General features: G+C 58.4%; 24 protein-coding genes. 12 read left to right on the top strand and 12 right to left on the bottom strand.

The window, feature by feature from the left end:
• Positions 1-87 precede the first annotated feature (87 nt).
• The 7 genes from GS620_RS06540 to GS620_RS06510 all read right to left on the bottom strand — a co-directional run bounded on the left by GS620_RS06540 (position 88) and on the right by GS620_RS06510 (position 6,445).
• Positions 88-987: an EamA family transporter gene (locus tag GS620_RS06540; protein ID WP_171117715.1), complete on the bottom strand. Its 900-nt coding sequence runs from the start codon at positions 985-987 to the stop codon at positions 88-90.
• A 24-nt stretch (positions 988-1,011) separates the two neighbouring features.
• Entirely contained in the window at positions 1,012-1,161 is a 150-nt protein-coding gene (locus tag GS620_RS06535) for a hypothetical protein (protein WP_171117713.1), read from the bottom strand.
• 12 nt (positions 1,162-1,173) lie between these two features.
• Positions 1,174-1,812 (bottom strand): DsbA family protein, encoded by a 639-nt coding sequence (locus GS620_RS06530; RefSeq protein WP_171614771.1) that lies wholly within the window; start codon positions 1,810-1,812, stop codon positions 1,174-1,176.
• Positions 1,812-2,435: an NAD(P)H:quinone oxidoreductase gene (wrbA, locus tag GS620_RS06525; protein ID WP_171169357.1), complete on the bottom strand. Its 624-nt coding sequence runs from the start codon at positions 2,433-2,435 to the stop codon at positions 1,812-1,814. The genes GS620_RS06530 and wrbA overlap by 1 nt, the downstream gene beginning before the upstream one ends.
• Positions 2,436-2,542: 107 nt before the next feature.
• Positions 2,543-3,430, bottom strand: coding sequence for a LysR family transcriptional regulator (locus GS620_RS06520; protein ID WP_171614769.1), 888 nt, complete (start codon positions 3,428-3,430; stop codon positions 2,543-2,545).
• Positions 3,431-3,765: 335 nt separating this feature from the next.
• Complete coding sequence (locus GS620_RS06515) at positions 3,766-5,133, bottom strand: alpha/beta fold hydrolase (RefSeq protein WP_171614767.1); 1,368 nt, start codon at positions 5,131-5,133, stop codon at positions 3,766-3,768.
• Positions 5,134-5,812: 679 nt separating this feature from the next.
• Positions 5,813-6,445, bottom strand: coding sequence for a YceI family protein (locus GS620_RS06510; RefSeq protein WP_171206989.1), 633 nt, complete (start codon positions 6,443-6,445; stop codon positions 5,813-5,815).
• 46 nt (positions 6,446-6,491) lie between these two features.
• Here GS620_RS06510 and GS620_RS06505 point away from each other — a divergent pair, with 46 nt between their 5' ends.
• The 11 genes from GS620_RS06505 (at position 6,492) to GS620_RS22245 (ending at position 16,640) form a co-directional block, all read left to right on the top strand.
• Positions 6,492-7,262 (top strand): endonuclease/exonuclease/phosphatase family protein, encoded by a 771-nt coding sequence (locus GS620_RS06505; RefSeq protein ID WP_253283816.1) that lies wholly within the window; start codon positions 6,492-6,494, stop codon positions 7,260-7,262.
• A 76-nt stretch (positions 7,263-7,338) separates the two neighbouring features.
• Entirely contained in the window at positions 7,339-8,061 is a 723-nt protein-coding gene (locus GS620_RS06500; RefSeq protein WP_171615294.1) for a CDP-alcohol phosphatidyltransferase family protein, read from the top strand.
• 590 nt (positions 8,062-8,651) lie between these two features.
• Positions 8,652-9,671, top strand: a complete 1,020-nt coding sequence (locus tag GS620_RS21970; protein ID WP_253283815.1) for a sulfatase-like hydrolase/transferase — start codon at positions 8,652-8,654, stop codon at positions 9,669-9,671.
• Positions 9,668-10,573 carry a lysylphosphatidylglycerol synthase transmembrane domain-containing protein gene (locus GS620_RS06490; protein WP_171614763.1) on the top strand — a complete coding sequence of 302 codons (906 nt, stop codon included), beginning with the start codon at positions 9,668-9,670 and terminating at the stop codon, positions 10,571-10,573. The genes GS620_RS21970 and GS620_RS06490 overlap by 4 nt, the downstream gene beginning before the upstream one ends.
• A complete protein-coding gene (locus GS620_RS06485; protein ID WP_171232451.1) occupies positions 10,570-11,565 on the top strand; it encodes an ABC transporter substrate-binding protein in 996 nt (331 codons plus the stop codon). Before GS620_RS06490 ends, GS620_RS06485 begins: the two co-directional genes overlap by 4 nt.
• Before the next feature lie 15 nt (positions 11,566-11,580).
• Entirely contained in the window at positions 11,581-12,327 is a 747-nt protein-coding gene (locus tag GS620_RS06480; protein WP_171614761.1) for an ATP-binding cassette domain-containing protein, read from the top strand.
• 18 nt (positions 12,328-12,345) lie between these two features.
• Positions 12,346-13,860 (top strand): ABC transporter permease, encoded by a 1,515-nt coding sequence (locus GS620_RS06475; RefSeq protein WP_171614759.1) that lies wholly within the window; start codon positions 12,346-12,348, stop codon positions 13,858-13,860.
• The gene (locus GS620_RS06470) at positions 13,857-14,909 is read left to right on the top strand and encodes a glycosyltransferase family 4 protein (protein ID WP_171116962.1); all 1,053 of its coding nucleotides are present in this window, start codon (positions 13,857-13,859) and stop codon (positions 14,907-14,909) included. The genes GS620_RS06475 and GS620_RS06470 overlap by 4 nt, the downstream gene beginning before the upstream one ends.
• Positions 14,910-15,167: 258 nt before the next feature.
• Positions 15,168-15,734 (top strand): hemerythrin domain-containing protein, encoded by a 567-nt coding sequence (locus GS620_RS06465; protein WP_171614757.1) that lies wholly within the window; start codon positions 15,168-15,170, stop codon positions 15,732-15,734.
• Positions 15,735-15,744: 10 nt separating this feature from the next.
• A complete protein-coding gene (locus tag GS620_RS21965; protein WP_253283814.1) occupies positions 15,745-16,152 on the top strand; it encodes a hypothetical protein in 408 nt (135 codons plus the stop codon).
• Between the two features lie 143 nt (positions 16,153-16,295).
• Positions 16,296-16,640 (top strand): glutathione S-transferase C-terminal domain-containing protein, encoded by a 345-nt coding sequence (locus tag GS620_RS22245; RefSeq protein ID WP_371809776.1) that lies wholly within the window; start codon positions 16,296-16,298, stop codon positions 16,638-16,640.
• Positions 16,641-16,805: 165 nt separating this feature from the next.
• Here the strand turns inward: GS620_RS22245 and GS620_RS06455 are convergent.
• The 5 genes from GS620_RS06455 to GS620_RS06435 form a co-directional block, all read right to left on the bottom strand.
• Positions 16,806-17,524 (bottom strand): IS5 family transposase gene (locus GS620_RS06455; RefSeq protein WP_171614754.1). Its coding sequence is split into 2 segments (ribosomal slippage): positions 16,806-17,197 and positions 17,197-17,524, totalling 720 coding nucleotides; the frame shifts between segments, so codons are not numbered across the junction.
• Between the two features lie 620 nt (positions 17,525-18,144).
• Positions 18,145-18,924, bottom strand: a complete 780-nt coding sequence (locus GS620_RS06450; RefSeq protein ID WP_171614752.1) for a heme ABC transporter ATP-binding protein — start codon at positions 18,922-18,924, stop codon at positions 18,145-18,147.
• Entirely contained in the window at positions 18,925-19,998 is a 1,074-nt protein-coding gene (locus GS620_RS06445) for an iron ABC transporter permease (protein WP_171614750.1), read from the bottom strand.
• Positions 19,995-20,846, bottom strand: coding sequence for a hemin ABC transporter substrate-binding protein (locus GS620_RS06440; RefSeq protein WP_171614748.1), 852 nt, complete (start codon positions 20,844-20,846; stop codon positions 19,995-19,997). The genes GS620_RS06445 and GS620_RS06440 overlap by 4 nt, the downstream gene beginning before the upstream one ends.
• Complete coding sequence (locus GS620_RS06435; RefSeq protein WP_171614740.1) at positions 20,843-21,895, bottom strand: hemin-degrading factor; 1,053 nt, start codon at positions 21,893-21,895, stop codon at positions 20,843-20,845. The genes GS620_RS06440 and GS620_RS06435 overlap by 4 nt, the downstream gene beginning before the upstream one ends.
• A gap of 307 nt (positions 21,896-22,202) precedes the next feature.
• Here GS620_RS06435 and GS620_RS06430 point away from each other — a divergent pair, with 307 nt between their 5' ends.
• Complete coding sequence (locus GS620_RS06430; protein ID WP_253283813.1) at positions 22,203-24,167, top strand: TonB-dependent receptor domain-containing protein; 1,965 nt, start codon at positions 22,203-22,205, stop codon at positions 24,165-24,167.
• The last annotated feature ends 6 nt before the right edge of the window (positions 24,168-24,173 follow it).

Raw genomic sequence — 24,173 nt, 5'->3', positions numbered from 1 at the left:
AAAACAGCCCAGGCGAGCCATATCTCGCACGCAAGATCGGGGGTGAGGGTAAGCTTGGGCATTGGGACCGTCCTTATTGACACCTGGTCAGACATTTCTTGCAAGCACCGGCCTGTGCCGCGCGAATGTAGCACGGGCGCTGGTCCGGTTCGCGCGCTGCCCCGCCCAGACGGAGGCAAGGACGATGACCGCGCCCAAGCCCTGCAGGGGTAAGAGCGACTGCCCAAGCACCACCCAGCCCAGGAAAACCGCAGTAACGGGGCTCATCATGCCCAACATGGCGACGGCTCCGGGCTCGATCCGGGCGACACCCCGGAACCAGAGCGCATAGGTGGCTGCCGCGCCGATGAGGCCAAGCCAGACCAGCCCGGCCAGGTTCGTCGCCGTCAGCGGCGGCAAGGGCGGTTCGATGATCAGTGCGAACGGCAAAAGGACAAGCCCCCCGGCGGTCAGCTGCCACGCGGTGAAGCTCAGCGCCGAGACGGGCGGCTGCCACTTGCGGCTGAGCACGGTACCCGCCGCCATGGAGGCGGCACCGCCCAGACCCGCGGCGACACCGATGGGATCGAGTGCGGCCTCGGGTCCGATCAACAGCAGTGCGACGCCCAGTATGCCGGTTGCCGCCGCGGCGACCGCGCCAGCCCGGATCGGTGTGCCGAGCCAGCCGCGCGCCATGAGAATGACCATCATCGCCTGCAGCGATCCGAGCGTCGCCGCGACTCCGCCCGGCAGCCGATAGGCGGCCACGAACAGAAGCACCCAGAACAGGGCGAAGTTGAAGCTGCCGAGCAGGAAGGCGCGGCCAAGCCATGCGCGTGGCGGCAGGCAGCGCGTGAGGGCAAGCAGGAGCAGGCCAGCGGGCAGCGCGCGCAGCGCGGCAAGGGTCACGGGATAGCCCACCGGCAGCGCCTCGGTGGTGACAATATAGGTGCTGCCCCAGATCGCCGGGGCGAGCGCCGTGAGAAGAATGTCGCTGGTGCGTGACATGGATCGTATCTCCTTGTTCGGGGCTCACCAGAGCAGGTGATGGGGCAGCCGGGGTGGTCTGGCGCAGGCATCAAGGCCGATATCGCGCCGCATGTGCGGCGAGAGATCCTGTGCCAATTCGCACAACCTGCGGCGGTGGATCCGGCTGCGCGAAAGACGGGCGAAAGAGGTCATGAGGGTCTCCTTTCAGGCGACAAGGCGGAGGGCGGCGCGGAGCTGTGCGGCAAGGTCTTCCCGCGGTCCGTTGACGAGGCGCGCGCCTGTTTCGCGCACGATGAGCGTGGGAATGGAGTGGACCTGAAGAGCGCGGGCCAGTTGCCTATCGACTTCGACGACCCGGGCCGTGTGTGGATCGTCGAACGCATCGCCAAAGACAGTCGCCTCGAACCCGAGATCCCGTGCCACTGCCAGAACGGTTTCGGGGTCGGCAATATTGCGGGCTTCGCCCAGATGAGCTCGTTGCAGGCAGTCGAACATGTCCCAATGTGCGGCTTGCCCGCCAATGCGTTCGGCGGCCTTGCAGCCGAGGGCGGCGATCATACCGTGGGGATAGTCGAAGGGCGCTGCCCGCATGGCGTCGATATCGACAAGCTCCGGCCGGTCGCCGACCTGGCGGCAGGCGTCCCAGTGGCCAAGGATGGTCTCGCGGGCGTCTTCGGGTGCGCCCCAGCGTGCGGCCATCTCGGCGCGGCTGGCCTGCAGGACGAAGGTCCGGTGCCGGATATCGAGATCGAACTCCTCCGCAAGCCCGCGCATCCGCGACGAGATGTTGAAGCACCAGCAGCAGACGACGTCGTGAAAGAAATCTATTGTAAGGGACGGCATCACGCGGCCTCCTCTTGCCAATCCGCCCCGGCAAGGCGCACGGCGATCCGGGCGACATGCGCGCCCTGGAAGCGCGCCCCGGCAAGATCGGTCCCGGATGGTGCACGCGACCCGTCGGCTCCGGCGATGGTGCCCGCGCCATAGGGCGCGCCGCCCACGATTTCCTCGCCCGCCTTCTGACCAGCAAAGGTATAGGGCATGCCCGCGATCAGCATTCCGAAATGCTGCAACGGGATCTGGGTCGAGAGCAGCGTCGCCTCGTGCCCGCCATGCTGCGAGCCGGTAGAGGCGAAGACGGCCGCGACCTTGCCGACCAGCGCGTTCCGCGCCCAGAGGCCGCCCGCTTGGTCGAGAAAAGACTTCATCTGCCCGGCCATCATCCCGAACAGCGTTGGGGTGCCGAAGATGATGGCGTCGTAGCTTTCCAGATCGGCGGGAGACGCAACCGGGGTCTCGTCGGCCGCGAACCCGGCCTTCTGCCGGATCTCCTCGGGGACGGTTTCGGGCACGCGCCGCAGATCGACATGGGTGCCGGGCACCGAGCGCGCGCCTTCGGCCTCGGCCTCGGCAAGCGCGCGGACATGGCCATAGCTGGAATAGTAGAGAACAAGAACACGGGTCATGGGATCCTCTCAGTGTTTCGGGTTTCGTCACCTGAGAAGATCGGCGATGAGGCGGCCCGGAATAACCGGACCGCTCTCAATTCACTCTTTACGTGGATTGAAGAATGTCAGGGGTGCAGCGCGGCGCGCAAGTGATCGAGAAACGCCGTCACTTTCGCATCCATGCCGAGGCGCGAGGCCGTCAATGCGTAGATTTCAGGCGCTGGCAGTTCCCAATCGGGCAGTACGCGGACCAGCTCGCCGCGCGCGACCGCATCCTTTGACACGAAATCCGGCAAGGTGCCGATTCCCTGGCCGGCAATCAGCAGATCGCGCAGGACAAGGCTGTTGCCGACGCGGATGGGCGGATCAAGGTCCACGGTCACCGTTTCGGACGGACTGTGAAGGGTCCAGGCGATGAGGTGATCGGCCAGCAAAAAGCCGATGACACGGTGATCGGCAACGTCCAGCGGCGTTTCTGGAGCACCGACGCTGTCCAAATAGGACGGCGCGGCAAAGACCTGTTGCCGCATCGTCCCCAGCTTGCGGGCCACAAGCGCGGAATCCGGCATCGCCGCCCGGATCCGGATCGACACATCGAAGCCTCCCTCCACCATGTCGATCACCCGGTCATCCATCGAAAGCGTTAGGCGCAGATCGGGATAGGCGTCGAAAAACCCCGGCAGGATCGGCGCAATGACGGTCTGACCGAAGGAACTGGAGGCGTTCACCTTGAGATGGCCGCGTATCGCCCCGGCGCCGTCACGGATGCGCGTCTCGACCTGGGACACGGCATCAAGGATACCTGATGCTTCCTCGTAGAAGAGTTGGCCAGCATCGGTGAGTGACATTGAACGCGTTGTGCGGGTGAGCAATACCGTGCCAAGGCTCTCCTCCAAAAGCTTTATCTCGCGGCTTAGAAGAGCGGGAGAAACCCCGAGATCCTCCGCTGCACGCGCAAAGCTGCCTCGCTCGACAATGCGGCGGAAGGCGTTCATGACAGAGAGCTTGTCCATTGTTGCTTTCGACCAGTCCAACTGAAACGCTGCCTTCTGCGAGCGATCAAGTCGAGGAATACCATGAATGCGGATCTCGTGCGAACAGGCCGCAAGACTGCTCGGCTGTCAATTCGCCTCCCTCTTAGAGGATACCATATCTGCAAAACCCGCCAAACCGATGATCCGCATTCGAACCATGAACAAAGACCACCGGCTCACCTTCGGCGTATTGTGCGTAGGATAGCCTGACTGCACTTATTGCAACTCTGTGTTCCATTACTCTGGCGAGGTACTCTTGTAGCATTTGTTTTGAGAGATATAGCGCCAGACCCAAAGGCACTTGGAGCAATAATTCAGCTGTGTTCAGCCAAGAAAGCCAGGGCATCCCTCTCAAAACGTGGCCATTCCGGGTCGTTGTCCGGGATGGTATGGTTCGAGCTTTCGTAGGCGATGAACTTCGCGTTGGGCAATCCCTTTGCAAACAATCGTCCTTGTTCGACCGGTTGCATCCTGTCGCCGGTCCCATGGCAAACAAGGCACGGCACCTCGACCTTGGACAATATCGGTGAGATATCGATGTTATCAATCACGCCGCGATACCGCCCCATGTTTTCGGGTGAAATCATCTTGCGCATGTCTTCGGCATATTGCCGCCGTTCTTCTTGGCTCGCGCCCGGCACGATGATTTGCGCCATCAAATCACGCAGAGACGGATAATCATCGTCCCACCCGGCAGTCATCATTTGCTTAATTGCGTTGGCGCGTTCCACATCTTTTTGCGATGTTCTTTTTGCCCGACCAACAGGGAACCCAACTATCATTACGATCGCAGACACGCGGTCAGGTCGGCGCGCTGCGAAGGCGGCTGCCACTGCGGACCCCTGCGATATCGCAAGGATCGGCGCGCGCCTTATATCCGCTGCGTCGAAAACAGTTTCCAAGTCATCAACGAACCGTTCGAACGTACAAGTTTCGGCGTCCCAGTCGGATAGACCGTTGAGCCTGGCGTCAAAACGGACCAAGCGATGTCTTTGAGCGATGGAAGTGTAAATTGGAGCTTTCCCGGGATTGCGCCAGTCAAGTTCCAAGTGTCCAATCCAGCTTGGCGCCTTTACGACCGGAGGACCGTCCCCAACTGAGCTCCAGGCCAGACTAATGTTGTCGTCTGTCTTACAATAGCGAATTTCCTGTGTTTTGGCGAAGTTAGCGCGCGATTTGGACACATGTTCATCGGTGAAGTTGAACGACAGCACTTCGATCGGCTGTTCAATGCCTTTGAACGTATGCAGCCCTTCTCGGCGCAATCGTTTGGCGTAATCCGCTCCGGCAAGATCACAAAGTACCTTTGAGGCCAGAATGCCCCCGGGTTCAGCTGCCGATTGGAGCCGCGCAGCGATGTTAACGCCGTCTCCGAAGATATCTTCGCCATCGACGGTGACGTCGCCGACATGCAAACCCGCTCTAAGCTGGATACGTTCCGGAACCAGATAGGGATGGTCTGGCTCTCTTAACTTGGTTTGAATCGCAATTGCCGCTTCTAGAGCTTTTCCTGCTGACGGAAATTCAATCAATGCTCCATCGCCCAACAGCTTGACCACCCTGCCAGATTTTTGTTCAACGATCGGCTTAACCAAATCGCGGTACAAGGTGTTCAGTGTTTTGAGAAGTAGCTTGGAGCCGCCCTGCATCATCCGACTGAAGCCGACGACATCCAGAGACATGATTGCAGCAAGGCGACGTTGGCTCATAGTTACTTCCCGCAAGTTGGCTCGAAGACACTACCACTTTCATAGATTGTTAGAACCGGCAACTTGCCTAATACCTGTGAACGTGCGGTGGAAAGATCGGTAGCTAAGGTCTCGAATTGTCGGAAGACGTGTGGAGGCGATTATTCAAAAGGTATGCCTATCCGTTTTCGTGGAGAACTGCGGGTTTGTCCGCAAAGCAGACACTTATCGGGATTGCACCAATGACGGCTTCGAGCAGAAACTTGACTTTGCGCAGATAGGTGCACGTCCCTTTCTTACATCAACCGGTTTGTCCCAATACCGTGTCTACACCCAGCCTATCCCGCACTCATCGCTGTCGTGGCCCTACAAAACCTGATCAGCGTCAATGCTTGCGCAACCACCAAGCACTATTGTTGCGATTTGCTCAGAAATCTTCACCACTGTAGGCCGCGTTTAGTCCGCATGCTTTCAGCTATGTAATACGTCATTTATGGTTCACCGCTATCAACATGAGGTAAATTCAGACTCAAAACTGAAAATGGGCGGCAGTCGTTTAGTGACTAGGATTCGAAGGAAAAATCAAAAAAATACGTGGACTGCCCTTCGAAGCCAGGCAGTTTACTGCCCGCAAGATCGATTTGTTGGCTGGCAACACATTCGTTTACCAAAATCATTTGTCGCTTTTGATTGCTTCCGTCTCAATGTTAATCGTCACTTCATCGCCAACAAGCCCATTCGCGACTCCGTAGTCCATCCCAAACTCACTGCGCAAAATGGCGGTGTCGAGCGACAGTCCTAAAACCTCGCGTTTATGGCCAAACGGATATTCTGCGACTTTGTTTAGCGTAACATTCAGCGTTACGGGAAGAGTTTGATCCAAGATCGTCAATTCTCCGGTCACAGTTCCGCTGGTGTCGTCCGAAGCTGTGCCACCGTTCGCAACAAACTTGATTTCGGGATACGTCGAGACATCCAGGAAGTCTCGGTTTCGAACATGACCGTCACGCGCGTCGTTGAACGTGTTCACGGACGCCGCTTGGATTATAACCTCTACGTCGCGCAACTCTTGCGTTTCAGTGTCGTAAAAGAAGTTGCCCGACACTTCTGTGAACACACCAAGTGTTTTTGCGTAGCCGATGTGATCAATTGTGAAATAGATGGCCGTGTGCGTTGGATCGAGTTCATACCGCGCCATATCGGCGTTGGCCGCCATTGCATATGCACTTAGTGCAGCCGAGGTTACAATCGTTCGCGTTGTAGTGCCAAAGCGGCCGAGATCGGTTTTTAAACGCGTAAAAGCCATAGTACGAAGACCTCCGAGTGGTAGCCAAGGTTATTAATAATATAGGTTGCAAACGGACAAAGGCCGTAAAAACATGAGCAACTCCACAATTCGCTGCGCAACATGGAACATTCATCGCGCAAAGGGACCAGATGGACAGGTCGATCCAAACCGTGTGGCCAACGCAATCGGGACGGAACTGACGCCTTTGGGTTTGGACATTCTGGCGTTGCAAGAAGCGGATGAGGAATGTCGACCGCACGCTCGGATCGTAGACGTGCAGAACATCTCCGAGCTTACGGGGCTCAGATACACACAAGACGCCCCCGCATTGCGTTGGGGAAGTCAGAGCGATGGATTTCTGGGAAGCATCCTGTTTCTGGGCGAGAGGTTTCAGCGCACCCATGCAGATGTGATTGATCTACCAGGTCATTGCCACCGGGGCGCCATAGTGTTCGAAACGCTGGTTGACGGTTATCCGTTGCGCATAATGACGATGCATCTCTCTTTGTCGCAACCGTTGCGCATCATCCAAATGCGTACCATTGGGCAGTACTTACGTCGTCGCCCAACTATGCAAACACTCATGCTAGGCGACTTCAATGAATGGCGGCCTTGGGGCGGTTTGATGTTCCATCAACGGATTACTGGAACGGCCTTTCAAGGGCCTGCTCGAGCCAGTTTCCCGAGCCGAGCGCCATTTTTACCCCTGGACAGGATCTTGACGGATTTTCCAGACGCAATTTCAGAGGTTCACGCACTAAAATCAGAGGTTTTGGTGCAGGCTTCGGATCACTTGCCTTTGACGGGCGTTGTTAAGCTTGGGAAAAGGACGTGAGCGGTTGGTTGCCCACAAGGCTACCCGAAGTTCGTTGGCGGGCTAAATTGTTCTTAGGATCAATTGGGTGACGTTTATGTTTGGCGGTGATTTTTACAACGCGACAAGGCCTGTGGAGGTGGAACCACCTGTTGCCAACCTGTGCCTGGCCAGCGCGGTCATTGCTCTTGCAATGGCAGTATGCTCATTACTGGCGTTTGGTTCCGCATTGCCCCCTTTGGTCGTCTTTGGGGTAGTCGTCGGATTGCTGATCCCGGGGTTGCGTCGAACCTATCCTTATGAAGTGTTGGGTCTGTGTAACCTTGTAACCCTAATCCGCGCTGCAATGGTCGCGTTTTTGGCTGGCACTGTGGTCGCGCCAACCGTGAACCCTTGGCTGGCATTTGTGGTGGCAACAGTAGCATTCGCATTGGATGGCGTAGACGGCTGGTTGGCGCGGCGATCAAAACTCACATCCCGATTTGGCGCGAGGTTTGATATGGAAACGGACGCGTTGTTGGGCGCGGTCCTCTCTGTGTGGCTTTTGGTATCGGGGACAACAGGCCTGGAAATTCTGGTTCTTGGTTTCATGCGATACACCTTCTGCGCAGCAAGTCTATTTTTGCCCGCATTGCAGGCTGAACTCCCCGAGTCGTTTCGTCGAAAAGCAATTTGCGTCATACAAATCGGTGCGTTGGTCACGCTCCTGTTTCCCTTGACTCCAACAACAGCGTATTTGCCGATATCTTTTATGGCTGCGATACTGCTCGCATGGTCCTTCTTTGTGGACATCAAATGGCTTCTTGGGCGTGCTGAATGAGGCAAGGACTTTTCTTAGCTTTGGGTGCGTTGGCTGTTTTTTCTGTTCTCGCGCTGCCAAACCATCCAAGCGCTTTTGGGTGGGGTGCGGTGTTGCGCTGGCCTCTCGAGCTGCCTGTCATACTATTTCTGATGATGGTGCTGGGTCGGCGCTTGATCATCGTACACGCGGTCGCGCTGGCTTTGTTGGCTGTCGCTGTTTTGAAGCTCGCCGACTATGCAATGTTTAGCGCTTTTGACAGGCCTTTTAATCCGGTCGTTGATATGCCCTTGATCGCTGCAGGGTTCTCATTCGCCCACGATAGCCTTGGTTTGGTTGTATTTGTTTTTGCAGTGTCATCGACCATTTTGTTGCTGGCCCTGCTTTACGTTTTTATAGTCCAGGGCTTTGCCGCTTGGGCGTCACTTGGACAAAATGCAAAAACAGGATTGGCAGCAGCTTTGATCGGCGTCGGCTGCACTGGATGGGCTGTCGCGGATGCGGGTCATCACCTCAGTTTCTGGAAATTGGAAAACAGCCCGCCGGGGACCACCTGGACCGCTCGCTTAGCAGTAAATCGCGTAGAGGAAATACAGAGAACAACCAGAGATTTGGCTGAGTTTCGTAAGGCCGCAGGTTCAGATACCTATGCCAATCAGACCGGATTGTTGAACAAGCTTGATGGGCGGGATGTGCTTTTGATCTGGATTGAAAGCTACGGTCGCGCGAGCTTCGACAACCCGCTGTACGCGCCAACGCATCTTGCAACGCTGCGGTCTGCTCAGGCGGAAATCGCGGGTTCGGGCCTTGCCATGAAAAGCGGTTGGCTGACCTCGCCAACGGCAGGCGGACAAAGCTGGTTGGCACATGGGACCCTGGGGTCCGGCTTGTGGACCGCCGATAACGGGCGTTATCAAGCGATGATCGACAGTGGGCGCAAATGGCTATCTCATATCGCGCAAGCGGCGGGGTATCGGACAGCCGCTGTCATGCCTGCAATCACAAAGGACTGGCCCGAGAGCCGAGCAATGGGGTTTGAGCTTGTTTTTGAGAAGGCCACAATCCCCTATGCGGGCGAGAGTTTTCGCTGGGTCACGATGCCCGACCAATTCACCTTGGCTGCGTATCCCGATCTTTTGCCGCCGGACCCGAGACCTGATTTTGTCCAGATCGCCCTGATCTCTTCACATGCCCCTTGGACGCCAATCGCAGATGTAATCCCGTGGAAGGACGTAGGCGACGGCACCGTCTTCAATGAGATGGCCTTACGGGGACCGACACCTGAAGTGTTGTGGAAAGACCGGGATGCCGTGCGGGACGCGTATCGCAGATCGGTAGACTACGTTTTGCAAGTCGTCTTTTCTCATGTTCTTCAACTGGCCGACGATGCACCACTGGTCATTGTCGCAGGGGACCATCAAGCCGCTGGATTTGTATCAGGCAGTGACAGCAAGGATGTAGCTGTTCATATAATCGGACCCCCGCAAGTCTTGGATCACATCGAGCATTGGCGTTGGACCGAAGGGCTTGTCCCCGCATCCGACGTCCCTGTTCGCCGAATGGACAGTTTTAGGGACAACTTTATCGCGGCCTTTTCTGACAAGACCTCAACCGCAATGGTGACGCAATGAACCGGTATTGGGTCAGGTTGGTCGTATCGATCACGTTGATTATCGCGTTGCTTTGGTGGACGGATTTGGCGCGTGTCGCTGATCATCTGCGGATGCTTAGCCTGGAATGGGTAGGGCTTTCGATCCTTGCAACAACTGCCGCAACCTTCTCGATGGCATTCCGATGGCAACTTACAGCGCGCACGTTGGATATTCGGTTTGATTACTCTTTCGCCCTGCGCGAATACTATATCGCGCAGCTGGTGAATATGGTTCTGCCCGGCGGCGTTCCGGGTGATCTGACCCGTGCGGTTCGGGCGGGGAAGAAAGCAGACCTCAAACGCTCAGCTCAATCTGTGTTCGCGGAACGGCTGTTGGGGCAAATCGCGATCATGGCAGTCTTTTTTCTGGGCGTCTGTGCTGCGCTAATGTGGCCCGCAGGCTTCGATCATCCTGAACTGAGCATGACAGTTCTTGCTGTGTTGCTATGCGCTCTAGTCGTGGTGAGCCTTATATCACTTGCCCTTCCATCAATTGGGAGGTTCGTTGTCTTTTTGATCAGGTTACAACGTCGAACGGCCTTTGTTTTGCTCGGCTTAGTCAGCTCTGCATGTCTGATACTGGGATTCTACGCGTCAGCAAGGGCTGTAGGGGTTGTCATACCATCAGGCGGCTTGCTTATCATTATTCCTCTGGTGTTGACCGCCATGCTGATCCCTATGTCGATTGGTGGTTGGGGTTGGAGGGAAGGAGCCGCTGCCGCCTTATTTCCAATAATCGGGCAGTCATCCAGTGCGGGCATTGCTTCGGGTGTCACTTATGGCGCCGTTATCCTGATCGCCGCGCTGCCAGCAGTTGCAATTCTGCTGTGGCCAAGATCGCTTGAACTGCAACTAACGACAGAGAGAAGAAGTTCGCTATGAAACAGCCCGCCCACCTTACACGCCGTTTTTTTCTTCAAACTGGAGCAGCCGGTTTTGCCGCTTCTGCATATGGGTTGCCGGCACTAGCAGCTAACTTACAACCTTTGAATTTCCAGCTGTCGTGGCTGCATTCAGTGCAGTTTGGCGGAAGTTACATTGCGAAAAACAAAGGGTATTGGTCCGATCTGGGTTTGGATGTCTCACTCGCCCAAGGCGGTCCAAACGCGCCTGTAGAGCCGCCCGTGGTTTCAGGAACTGCTTTGGTTGGGATATCAGCTGCGGACTATACCGCCGCCGCTGTGGCGCAGGGCGCGCCGTTCAAAATTATCGCTGTTGCAATGCAAAAGAATCCGTTCGCGATTGCATCGCTTGCGGCCAACCCGGTAAACGAACCCGCGGATCTGGTCGGCAAAAAGATCGGTATGGCCGTCGCGAATACGCCCGTCTTGCAAGCCTTATGCACGTTGAACGGGATAGACATCGACCAAATTGAAATTATCCCCACTCAATATGACCCGGCACCGTTAGTCAGTGGCCAGGTGGATTGCCTGCTTTGCTGGGAAACAGATTTGCCCGTCGCCATGACTGTGCAGGGCGTCGACAACACCACAATGCTCATGGCTGACTACGGGTATGCCGTTCATTCTCAAACCTATATCGCCACCGAAGACTCTCTTGCTCAAAGGCGCGCAGAGCTTGTGTCTTTACTGAAAGGCGAAGTCATGGGGTGGAATGATTATCACAAAGACACCGACGCCGCCGCCCAGTTGACGCTGGAGATGTTCCCTGATGCAGGTCTGGATCTCGCCGCGCAAAAGCTGCAGGCCGCGCGCCAAGTGCCGCTGATGTTCTCAAACCTGACGGCCGAGTTCGGGTTCGGTTGGTTCACCGACGAGACTGTGGCGGCCAATGTCGAAACGCTCGCGGTGTTGGGTCGAAACGTTACTCCTGACCTTTGGGACAGGTCGCTGCTGGAAGAGGTGTATGGCTGACTCGAGGGCTGACGCGTGACCACGCCCGGAATCTCCTGCACCAACATCCGGAAGAGTTTTGATCGCACAGAGGCGGTGTCAGAGCTTTCGGTTGACTTTCGATCCGGTAAGACGACGGCGTTGGTTGGACCATCCGGCTGCGGGAAATCAACCGTTCTGCGAATGATAGCCGGGTTGGAAACACCCGACACGGGGCACATCACGATTGGCCGTGAAACACCAAAACAGGTCGCCCGTCGCGGGGGGCTTGCCATGGCGTTTCAAGACGCATCGCTGCTGCCATGGCGAACCGTAAGATCCAACATCGCATTGGGTGCGGAACTCGCTCGCAAACCGGTGGATCGCGTAGATGACCTGATAAATCTTGTCGGGCTGGACGGGTTTGCCGAGCATCGGCCTGCAGAACTGTCAGGTGGTATGCGCCAACGCGCCGCAATCGCGCGCAGCCTTATTTCAGAGCCAGAGGTCCTGCTGTTGGACGAACCTTTTGGGGCCGTCGATGCGATCACGCGACGTCGATTGAATCAAGAACTCCCGCCGTTGTGGCGTGAGCGCCAAACGACAACACTTCTCGTTACGCATTCCGTGGAAGAAGCGGTTTTGCTATCGGATCGCGTGATCGTGCTGTCACCTCGGCCTGCGCGTATCTTGGCCGATATACAGGTCGAAATTAACCGGGACTGCACAGTTTCCACTGCAACTTCACCAGACTTTCGCGCTTTTGTGACGCAAGTTCTGACCGCGTTGGAGGAGGCTGAGTAGGTGGAACCGGGACGTATAATGCTGGGCGTCTTGCTTATGCTTCTAATCTGGGAAGGCTTGGCGCACGTTCAGCCAAACAGCGTGTTGATCAGTGGACCATTTGATATCGCGGAGTATATCAATGATCATTCTGGGCTACTTTTCAGGGCAGCGACCGAAACCTTAAGGAATGCCGCGCTCGGGTTCTTTTGGGGAAACCTTGCGGCGGTGGCCCTAGCCTGTTTCGTGATCTTGGTCCCGAAGTCAGAATGGGTAGTATCGGCGCTCGCGCTTCTAGTGTTCTGCATTCCGCTGATCGCGAGCGGCCCGATTTTACGGGTCCTGTTCGGGCCCGGAGCTGGCCCACAGATCGCTTTGGCGGCACTGGCTGTTTACTACACCACATTCCTGGCCTTGGTTGTGGGTCTTCGGGCGATCTCGAAAAGCTGGACAGATTTGATGGCCGTTTACGGTCGGGGCCGCCTGTCGACCCTATTCGTTGTGCGATTCAGAGCCAGTTTGCCTTACCTGTTTGTGGGATTGCAGATCGCGGCGCCAGCTGCCTTTCTGGGTGCGATGATTGGAGAATTCACAGGCGCCGAGCGAGGATTAGGTGTTTTGACCTTGAGGGCCATGCGCGGTCTTCAAACGGATGCGACCTGGGCGCTGGCGGCTATTTCCGCATCACTGGCTATGCTCGGGTATGCATGCGTTGGCCTGCTCAAAAACAAACTGACACCACATGCACCGACAATCCTGCTATCGACGCCCAGAGTTGGTCAAAAGCGCGCGCTCTCTACTCAAATACTTGGTATCGTTTTTCTGTCTGCCATGGTTTTGGTTCTGTGGCAGGGACTCATGGATTTATTTAACCTGAATTCGTTCTTCGCGAAGCGACCAGCAGATATTTGGACCTTCGTTTCCAACACAACGAACCTGAACACATTACTAACTGCGCTTGGCGAAACCCTGGCTTATGCGATACCCGGATATCTCGCCGGTTTGGCGCTTGGTGCGGGACTGGCCGTGATTTTAACGCTTTGGCCACCAGTGGAGCGGGCGATTATGCCGACCGCCATTACATTACGCGCCGTGCCGATCATCACAACTGCGCCCTTGCTGGTTCTGGCATTTGGGCGCGGCTTTACCGGGACCGTTGCAATTGTCGCTGTGATGGTTTTCTTCCCAACTCTTGTTGCCTGCCTGCAGGGATTGCGGCAGGCTCCGAAGCAAATCGTGGATCTTTTTGAAAGCTATGGTGCCGGTCGTTTGAAACTACTCCGATGCGCCCAAATCCCGGCCATGTTGCCCGCTTTATTCGCGTCTGCCCGCATGGCAGTGCCAGCCGCGCTATTGGCTGTCACTACAGCTGAGTGGCTGGCAACCGGGCGCGGCATAGGCGTGTTAATGGCACTGACCGCGAGTACATCAAACTACAATATGCTGTGGTCCTGCGTTGTCCTTTTGTGTCTTGCGGCAGTCACAGCATACGCTGGAGTTGCATGGTGCGAAAAGCGGGTTCTGCGCGTTTATGCGAGCGAGCAAGTGGTATGACAGAAGCTGTTTTTGCAATCCCTGGTGACAAAGACCGGCGCACCGGCGGATTCATCTACGAAGCCACCGTATTGCGGGTTCTTAACGAGATCGGTTGCAAGACCGAACACCTGAAACTACCGGGTCGATTTCCCGACCCAACGCAGGACGATATGGCAGTGGCACTGAACGCCCTGCGCGCCGTACCCGGAAAACGCCCGATTATCCTTGATGGATTGGTTTTTGGCTCCATCGATCCAGAGGGTTTGGCGCAGGTGAGCGCCCCTATAATAGCAATGATACACCACCCCCTTGGACTAGAAACTGGGTTGCCGACGGAACGGGCTAATTTTCTGCTCAAAAACGAAGCCGCAGCTCTTCAGCACGCAGCACATATTGTCGTTCCAAGTCCAGAAACTGCGCGCGTGCTGGTCAACCAATTGGCTGCAAAACCGGATCTAATAACTGTCGCACCCCCAGGTTTTGATCGTCCGGTTGTCTGTAAACAGCCGAAGCGTCCGCCTTTGATTTTGTCAGTTGGCCTGTTGGCCCGCCGCAAAGGGCATGACACTCTTCTAGGTGCGCTTGAGACAATCAGGGACTTGGAATGGCAGGCTGTTATCGTTGGCAAGGAGCACGACGATAACACTGCGGTTGAGCTTTACTGTCAGGCCAAGGCCCTCGGTCTAACTGAGCGCGTGACCTTCACGGGAGAGTTGGACCGAGCCCCGTTGAACGACTTGTTCAACTCGGCGACACTTTTCGCGCTTGCGACCCGGTACGAAGGCTACGGAATGGTTCTTAGCGAAGCAATGATGTTCGGACTTCCAATCGTTTCCTGCGACGTGGGTGCTGTCCCTGAAACAGTCGGTGACGCGGGGATTCTGTTGCCACCCGAGGACGCTCTGGCCTTTGGAGCTACTCTGCGTTTGCTTCTCAAAGACCAAGGAACGCGAGCACGCTTGGGAAGACTGTCAGACTTGAAGTCACAGTCTCTACCAACGTGGCGTGAAACCGCGGGAACATTCGCGTGCGTAATCAAATCACTCGCCGAGAAAACCAAATCATAGAGCTTTTTAGCAAGGGCTTCACCAAGATTTGTTTTTTGGCCACACAGTCTTAGCGGTCAGATCAACGGCAAAAGACGTGCTTAGCCGTAACGACCTGAAAGATTTCATCCAGCAAGGCATCGAAGCCTAGAAGCGCAAGAAAGCTGGTTTGTGTTGGACCGACTTCGCAGGGGTTCGCTGACGCATAGTGACTGTGCGTTCTCGCTAGTGGCGAGCACTTGCCCGACCTCCCATCTTTGGCCTGAAAGGAGACAACCGATGCTCGATACATATACCATTCGCCAAGACGACATGCCTCAAGAAATGCGGTTTCTCTTGGACCAATACCCCCGCGACAGTTGGGAAGCCCATCCAGGTTTCAAAGAGAAAACCGAGCATTGGCTCGGCGCGCATGAGATGTTCCGCCGTGTTGCGGAACGTATTCGCTTGGATACAGAAGGGGTTTTGAGCAACGATATAGGGTTGGACGACTACGTTGGGCGGCTGTCGTACTATGGCGGCAACCTGGTTGGAAACCTGCATGGCCATCACGGCTGGGAAGATCGCAGCTATTTCCCTGCACTATCTGCTGCGGACTCTCGTTTTGATGCGGGGCTTGAGTTGCTAGAACAGGATCACTTCGATCTGGATAAGGTGCTGAGTGACTTCACCGGCACTGCGAACCGTGTGATCAAGCTATCCGCACTTGATGAGGAGCAAGCTTACGACGAAGCCGGACAGCTCCATGCGACGAGCAACACGATTGAAGCGTTCCTTAAACGGCATCTCAGCGACGAAGAAGAATTGGCCGTGCCAATCATCTTGCATCACCGGCTCAGAGGATGATGCTGAAGTTATGGCCGACACGTCTACCGAAGTAGACCAAACTGATATCAACAAGCGCCGTGCACGGGGTGAATTCGTGCGCGGTGTCAGCGGCTTTCGCCACGCTATTGGCGATCCAGTGTTTCCAGCAGAACCTGTTCGCTATCTCCTATTCGTAGCACTGAATTGTCCGTGGTGTCACAGAGTGACGCTAGCGCGAAATGTGTTGGGCCTTCGAAACAGCATCACGATGGACGTTGCATTTCCAAACCGCACCGGCGACGACGATCCAGAGGCGCCAAACCTATGGGAGTTTGCGCCTGATCGGATTGCATCGCTCACAAGTGAGACTTTGCCAGAATGCACGAGTGAGACCGGCACCGGCAAAGGACTGCGCCTTGCCAAAGAGATCTATCGTGCCGAAGGCTCTGAAGAGTAATCCCTTCCAATCCTGTATGACAAGATTGCAGGGCGCATAGTTAACAACGAAAGCGCTGAAATTGTCCGAATGCTGGACGCATCAGAGGATTCTCTTGCAGCACAATCCCGGCAGCTGAACGCGTTAGGCTTTACCCAGACGAAGTGCCGATTCACCAAATTCACGACCTGAACGAACGGATTTATACAGCGATTAACAATGGTGCCTACAAGGCCGGGTTTTCCTCTGATCAAACGTTCTTTAAAACAGCCTTTGACGCCTATTTTGAGACACTCGAATATTTGGAGGAACATCTCTCAGATGGCAGGCCCTATTTGACAGGCAACCACTTTTCAGAAGTAGATCTTCGCCTGTTCCCAACTCTCTATCGTCACGATCCCGTCTACTATGTGCGAATGAAGCTTAATGGTGCGAGAATCCTAGATTACCCGTACTTGTGGCGGTGGCTGTGCCGTGTATCCGCTTGGGCAGCGGCTGGGTCATCGTGATCGACGACGACTTCGAATGCTTCAGTGGCGGTTAAGATTGCGCCCGGCACATGCGCCATGCCCTGCAGCAATGCGCTAATACCCAAATGTTCCACTTGGTTGCTATTAGGCTCCAGACTCATTGATTTACAGCCAGAATAGGACTGTAGCAGCGAGAGCGATGGCCTAGAGGAATACCTTTGGGTATCTGTCATATCGGGTGGCGACGCGCCGCCAATCCTTCAGGCGTCCGATCATGATTTCAATGCGGTAGCGTCGTTTGTAGCGGCGCTTATCGTATCGGACAGGCTTGTCGCGTGACTTTCGACCTGGGATACAGGGCTTTATTCCCCTGTCATTAAGGGCTTCGCGGAACCAGTCTGCGTCATAGCCTCGATCTCCCAGCAGCCAGTCAGCCGATGGTAGACTATTTACCAGAGCCCTGGCGCCCGTGTAAACGCTCACCTGGCCAGCGGATATGAAGAAGCGGTTGGGGCGTCCGAGGCTGTCAGTAACGGCGTGCAGTTTCGTATTCATGCCACCCTTGGTGCGCCCTATCAGCCTGCCACGCCCCCCTTCTTCAACCTCTGGCTGGAAGCCGTGCGGTGCGCTTTGAGGTAGGTTGCGTCAATCATAATGGTCTTCTGATCGGTTCCCTCCGCAGCCAGCCCGTTCATGATCCGAGCGAACACACCCATATCGCTCCATCGTTTCCAGCGATTGTACAGCGTCTTTGACGGACCATACTCGCGAGGCGCATCGGACCAACGCAGCCCATTGCGGTTGATGAAGATAAACCCACTCAGTACGCGTCGATCATCAACCCTCGGCTTACCATAGCTCTTGGGAAAGTAAGGCTGAAGCCGCGCCATCTGCTCATCGGTCAGCCAGAATAGATTGCTCATGTTATACCCCTGAAACTCACGGACATGAATCACGTAGGCGGGAAAGCGGCAACCAAATTAATAGGTCCAGAACCTAGCCAGCGATCTTGTCGTGCGGCAACGGACACAGCTCAGCAACACGCTACGCAGCACGTTGGGCGAATTCGGCATCGTGATTGCCCAGGGGATTGAGAGCACCGTGAAATCTGCATAGGCGGCGCTTGAAGGAGATCACCCAAGCATTCCTGAAGTCGCCATGGATATCATGTCGAACCTGTGCAATCAGATGGTCGCCCTGCATCTGCGTATCCTCTAGTACGACAAACGCATCCTGCTTGAAGGTCGAAGTGACACGCCCAAACCAACTGAATTTCGCCCAGGGACTTTCAACCCCCGAGCACAGAACGTACTGAAAACACTCACTCACGGTTAAACCGCCACCGTAGTATAGTGACCAGGTTTGCCGAAAGCGTGACAATCGTGGGGAAGAGTGAAGTCGGAATTCCGGAATATGCTGCGCAACGACAAAGCGCCGGTTGTGTTGCAAAATTTTGGAACGATCAGAGTAAGCGTCTTACCAATCACACTTATCCTGCGATCTCAGCAAACACCCGAAAGCCAGAGGTGGCTGGGCCGGGGCGCTAGGGTACCCGCGCCTGCGGCAGGATGAACGGAACGCCGCTTGTGGGCAGGGTGCTGACCGGCAGATCGATGCCATAGACCTGCCGCATCACATCGTCGGTCAAGACCTCTGAAACCGTGCCGGTGCGCCAGAGCTTTCCGTTCGACAGCACGCAGACCTTGTCGGCGAACAATGCGGTCAGGTTCAGGTCATGCATCACGACCACGACGCCGCCGCCCTGATCGGCGAATTCGCGCGCGATGCGCAGAACCGTGAACTGATGCGCGATGTCCAGGCTGGCGACGGGTTCGTCCAGCAACAGCCAGCGCGGCCGGTCGCGCCGCACCGAGCTCCAGACCTGGGTCATAACGCGCGCAAGCTGCACGCGTTGCTGCTCGCCGCCGGACAGGTTATGGTAGGAGCGCGGCTCGAACCCCGCAAGATCGACATGCGCCAGGGCGCGCGACGGCAAGGCGTCGTCGCCGTCGGCCAGGCCGCCGGGCAGGCCCAGGCGTACGACTTCCAGCGCGGTGAAGGGAAAGGCGACGGCCGAGGATTGCGGAAGAACGCCCCGCATCGCCGCCAGTTCCCAGGCCTGCAGGGCCGCGATGTCCTGGCCGTTCAAGGTGATACGGCCAGTGTACGGGATGTCGCCCGACAGCGCCCTAAGCAAGGTGGATTTGCCCGAGCCGTTGGGCCCGATGATCGCGGTGACCTGTCCGGGTTCGGCCAGGAAATCCACATCGCGCAGGATCTGCTTGCGCCCGATGCGGACGCTGACATTTTCAGCTTTCATCATTCACATTCCCATCGATCCGTGGCGGCGCAGCAGGATCCAGAAGAACACCGGCGCGCCCAGAATGGCCGTGACGATGCCTATCGGCAGCTCGGCCGGGGCCACGATCACCCGGCTAATCATGTCGGCGGCCAGCAACAGGGCGGCACCCAGCAAGGCCGCATTCACCAGCAGCCGGTGGTGATCGGGGCCGGTGCCCAGCCGCAGCAGATGCGGCACGACGATGCCGATGAACCCGATCCCACCCGACACGGCCACGGCCGCGCCGGTGGCGGCGGCCACAGTCAGGATCGCGATGTTCTTGCTGCGCTGCACCGGAATGCCGATGTGATGCGCCACCGCTTCGCCCATGGCCAGACCGTTCAGGGCGCGTGCCAGACGCTGCGCGCACAGGATCGACGCCAGTATCAGAGGCGCGGCGGTGGCGACCTTGGTCCAGGTCGCGCCGGCCAGCGACCCCATGCCCCAGAAGGTCAGATCGCGCAGCTGTTGATCGTCGGCGATGTACACCATGACCCCCGACACCGCGCCCGACAGGGCCGCCAGGGCGATTCCGGCCAGCAGCATCGTGGCGACCGAGGTCTGCCCCTGGCGCGTCGAAACGCGATAGAGGATCAGGACCGACGCCCAGCCGCCCAGAAAGGCGGCAACCGCGACCAGGCCACTGCCGACCCAGGCCAGAACGGCGGCGGGCAGAAGGTTGCCGAAGACGATGGCGGTGATCGCGCCCAGCCCCGCCCCTGCGCTGACGCCGACGATGCCCGGATCCGCCAGCGGGTTGCGGAACAACCCCTGCATCACCACGCCCGACACCGCCAGCGCCGCCCCGACCAGGATGCCCATCGCCAGCCGCGGCAGGCGGATATCCCACAGCACGATCCGGTTCAGATCCGACAGGCCCCGGCCATGCAGCAGATCTGAAACGGCCATCTTCAGCGAGGCCCCGGACGCGCCGACCGAGACGCTGGCCACGCTGGTCACGGCCAGAAGGCCGATCAGGGTCAGGGTCACCCATGTCGCCCGCGACCTGCGGGCCTCGGCGGACGGGGGCGCGCCGTTGTCCAGTGCCAGCGTCATGAGCCCCTGACGCCCCGCAATGCGGCCGACAGATCCATGACCGCGTCGGCGGTGCGCGGGCCAAAGCCCAGCAGATAGGCGCCGGGCATCCGGATCAGCGCCCGGTTTTGCCCCGCCGGGGTCAACCGGACCGCGGGCAGCGCGAACAGCTCTTCCTCCGAGAGGATCGCCTCGCCCTGGCGCTCCATCATCAGGATCACGTCCGGCGCGGTGGCGGCCAAGGCTTCGGGCGTCATCGTCTTGAAACCCGTCACATCGGCGGCCGCGTTCTTGCCTCCGGCCATCCGGATGATGGTGTCGGCCTGGGTCTCGGCCCCGCCGACGACAAACTCGCCGCCCCGTGCCGAAAGCAGGAACAGCACGTTCACCGGCGCGTCCTGCGCGGCGGACGACTCGGCCAGCGCCCGGTCCAGCCGTCGTGCGGTTTCGGCCGCCAGGGCTTCGGCCTCGGGCTCGACCCCCAGCGCAGCACCCACGGCGCGGATCTTGTCGATGACGCCATCGCGCGAGAATTCGTCGGCAATGGCGACGTAATCCACGCCGGCCTCTTGCAGCACCGCGATGGTCTCGGGCGGGCCCGACCCTTCGAGCGCCAGGATCAGGTCGGGGGCAACCGACAGCACGCCCTCGGGCGACAGGGCCCGGCGATACCCGACATCGGGCAGATCCGCCGCCTCGGGCGGCCAGGTCGAACTGCGGTCACGGCCGACCAGCCGGTGCTGCTGGTCCAGGGCATGGACGATCTCGGTCAGCGAACTGCCGATGGCGATCACGCGTTTGCTCTCGGCCTGCGCGGCCGCCGCCGAAACCAGCAAAGCCGCGCAGAGTGTCACCAGGCCCCGCATCATGCCGCTCCGGTATCGGCCGGTCCGGGCAGCGCGGCCACCAGCGCATCCCAGGCGGGGCGATGATCGGCCTCGCCGGTGCGGCGCCCGAAGATCTGCAGGATCAGGGCGCCGTCCGCATCGAAGGCCTCGACCGAGACCGCCGGGCCGCGCTGGGTCGGTTTGTCGACGGCCCAGACCTCGGCGATGTGATCGCTGCGCAGATGCAGGTTGAAGCCCGGATCCAGCACGTTGAACCACGGTCCCATCTGCTGAAGATTTTGCACCGGGCCGCCGTGGATCTCGATGCAGCCGCGGTTGCCGACGAAGATCATCACCTCGATCTGCCGGTCCCGCACCTGTTCGAACAGGCCGGTGACCGCCGCGGGATCAACCGCGCGGGCCAGCGGTTCGCCCGCGATGCGATAGGCGCCCAGCCGGTTCATCCTGAGCTTGGAAGTCAGGCGCAGGAACTGGTGCGTGTCCGTCATCTTTGCCCATTCGCGGCGCAGCGCGTCGGCCTTGTCGGCATTGGTCTTGGGCGCTTCGGCCGGTTTGCGCGGCACGACCACCATCGTCTGGCCTTGATCCTCGGCGGCCGATGCCCGAACCAAGCTGTCCCAGTGGCCCAGGTCCGAGCCATCCCGCAGGATGATTTTGTGAACCGCGTCCCCGGCTGCATCGAACACCTGGATTGAGCGGCGCAGACCGGCTTCGGTTTCCCGCTCGACGGCAAAGACATGGTGCCATTGCGCGGGGAACATACGCAGGTCGATTTCTTCGGTCAGCACCATCGCGGCATGCTGGCCGCTGTGGTAATTGTCGTATCGCCCGATCTTTTCGATCACGCAGGACGGGTTGCGCGTCAGCGCCATGACCTCGCCCAAGCCGGCCAACTGGCCGAACAGCCCGTCAAGGCCGGGGGTCAGCCGCGTCACGCCCTGCCCGGCAAAGGCCGCGACCAGCTGGCCCTCGCTCAACCCCAGCGATTCCGCGAAATCGCGATCTCGCTGGCCTGTTTTCTGCGCATAGGCAGCACGAATATCCTGAGGAGCCATAAGCACCTGTTCCATAGCGGGTTTCCCGTCTTCATCGTGGTTCCAAGGGGGTGCTGGCCCGGGCGCTGATCGCAATCAGTGACCTGCTGGCAGTGCTGTATTTACAGGCACGAAATTATGTTGACTGTTTTAGTCACCTTTATTAACGAGCACAAGTCGCCGCGAAAAGGCGATTCCAAAAAACAGCAAAAAAACCGACCAGCGCCAGCGACCTGCAAGCATCTCCGGTCCTCACACTTGTTTCGAAGGGACAGAAATGCGTGCGCGTACTCATATTGCAGGCCTGCTTGGGACTGCCTCTTGCCTTGGTTTGATGGCGTCCATGGTTTGGGCGCAGGAACAGGATGACGGGTTCCTCGGGACCCTGGAACTGGGCGAAAGCAAACGCGAGATCCAGACCGGCACATCCGTTCCGGTCACGAATATCGACCAGGAAGAGATCAATGATCGCCAGGCCAACACGGTGGCCGAGCTGATCGATTCGGTTCCCGGCGTTACCCTGGTGAACGGCTCGACCCCGCAAGGATCGGGCATCAATATCCGCGGATTCGGGGCCAACGGCACCTTCGGCACCGACCAGAAGGTTCTGATCCTGGTCGACGGCGCCACCACCGGCGCGGAAGAGCTGTACCGGATCGGCAACCAGCTGTTCACTGATCCGCAACTGTACAAAAGCGTCTCGGTCATCCGCGGCACGGTCGGGTCCTTCGAATACGGCTCGGGCGTCGTCGGCGGCGTGGTTCAGCTGGAAACCAAGGACGCGTCCGACTTTACCGGCGGCGCGCCGGGGTTCCGCTTCCGCCAGACGCTCGAGGGGTATTCCAACGGCAGCGGCTTTGCCTCGTCGTCGATCCTGGCGTGGCAACCCAACCGGCAGACCGAATTCCTGTTCAACTACACCTATCGCGACCAGGACGATCAGAAGGACGGCAACGGCGACACGATCGGCAACAGCGCCTTCACCCTGCCTTCGCTGCTGGCCAAGGGGAAATACAGCTTTGGCGACAATCTTGAACATTCGATCACCGCGTCCTGGAACCAGTCCACCTCGGAAGAGCGCGACGTGCCCTATGATTCCTTCGGTACCTCGGCAGACGCCTTCGGCAACGTGGACCGCGACATCGAAACCCGGATCGCCGTTCTGCGTTACCAATACCGGCCGGCGGGCAACGATCTGGTCGATCTGGACGTCAATCTCAGCTATTCCGAACAATCCATCGACAGCAGCTATGTGCCCGGCTCGTCCAGTTTGGAGGGAACGCCCTTCTTCCCTGGCATCCGGGCGCTGGCCGATGCCACGCACAATTACGAAACCACCAAGCTGACGATCAAGAACAGCGCGTATTTCCAGACCGGGGCCGCGTCGCATGATCTGCGGTTCGGGGTGGAATTCATCGACCGCGAGCGGCTGGATGCCCCTTCGGCGCCGGGTGGCACCGACCGCCGCTTCGCGCTGTTTGCCGTCGACGACATCCAGTTCGGCGACCAGCTGACCGTGACGCCCGCGCTGCGGTACGAAACGCAGGACATCAAGGGCAACGGCGACGCGGCCGCGCCCTTCAACGCCAGCTATGACAACAACGCGCTGATGGGCGGCCTGTCGGCCCGTTACGAATTCGCCAGCGGCTTCGCGGTGTTCGCGGGCGGGGCTTATACCGAAAGCCTGCCGATCATCGACGATCTGGGCACACCGCTCTACATGACCCAGCCCGAGAAATCCCGCACCTGGGAGGCCGGCTTTTCCTATGACCGCGGCGACATCTTCGCCGCCGGCGACGTCCTGCGCGCCAAGGTCAATGTCTACAGCACCGATCTGTGGGACATCACCTCGTACGTGTCGGGCAGGCCGTCACGGCCCCTGTCCAAGGTCGAAACCGAGGGCGTCGAGATCGAAGCCTCCTATGCCCATGCCACGGGCTTCTACGTCGATTTCAACGCCAACATCGTCAGCGCCACCGAATTCAACGCGGCGGGCATCGGATCGCTGTGGCGCAACGAACCCACGGATTCGGCGCAGATCACCCTGGGCAAGCGGTTCGGCGAAACCCTGGATGTCAGCTGGGAGATCTTCGGCGCCAAGTCGGGGCTCGATTCCTCGGGCGATCCGGTGGGCGGGTACGGGGTGAACACCCTGCGCGCGACCTATCAGCCGCAAGAGGGCGCGCTGGCCGGGTTCGAACTGCGCGCCGGGATCGAGAACATCTTTGACAAGGCCTATCAGCCGAACCTGTCGACCCGCAATTCGCCGGGCCGGAATTTCAAGCTGACCCTGGCCAAGACCTTCTGAACCCAC

Source organism: Ruegeria sp. HKCCD6428 (assembly GCF_013110595.1).
Lineage (GTDB): Bacteria > Pseudomonadota > Alphaproteobacteria > Rhodobacterales > Rhodobacteraceae > Ruegeria.
The sequence above is the reverse complement of the archived record's forward strand: the minus strand, read 5'-3'. Positions and strand labels throughout refer to the sequence as shown.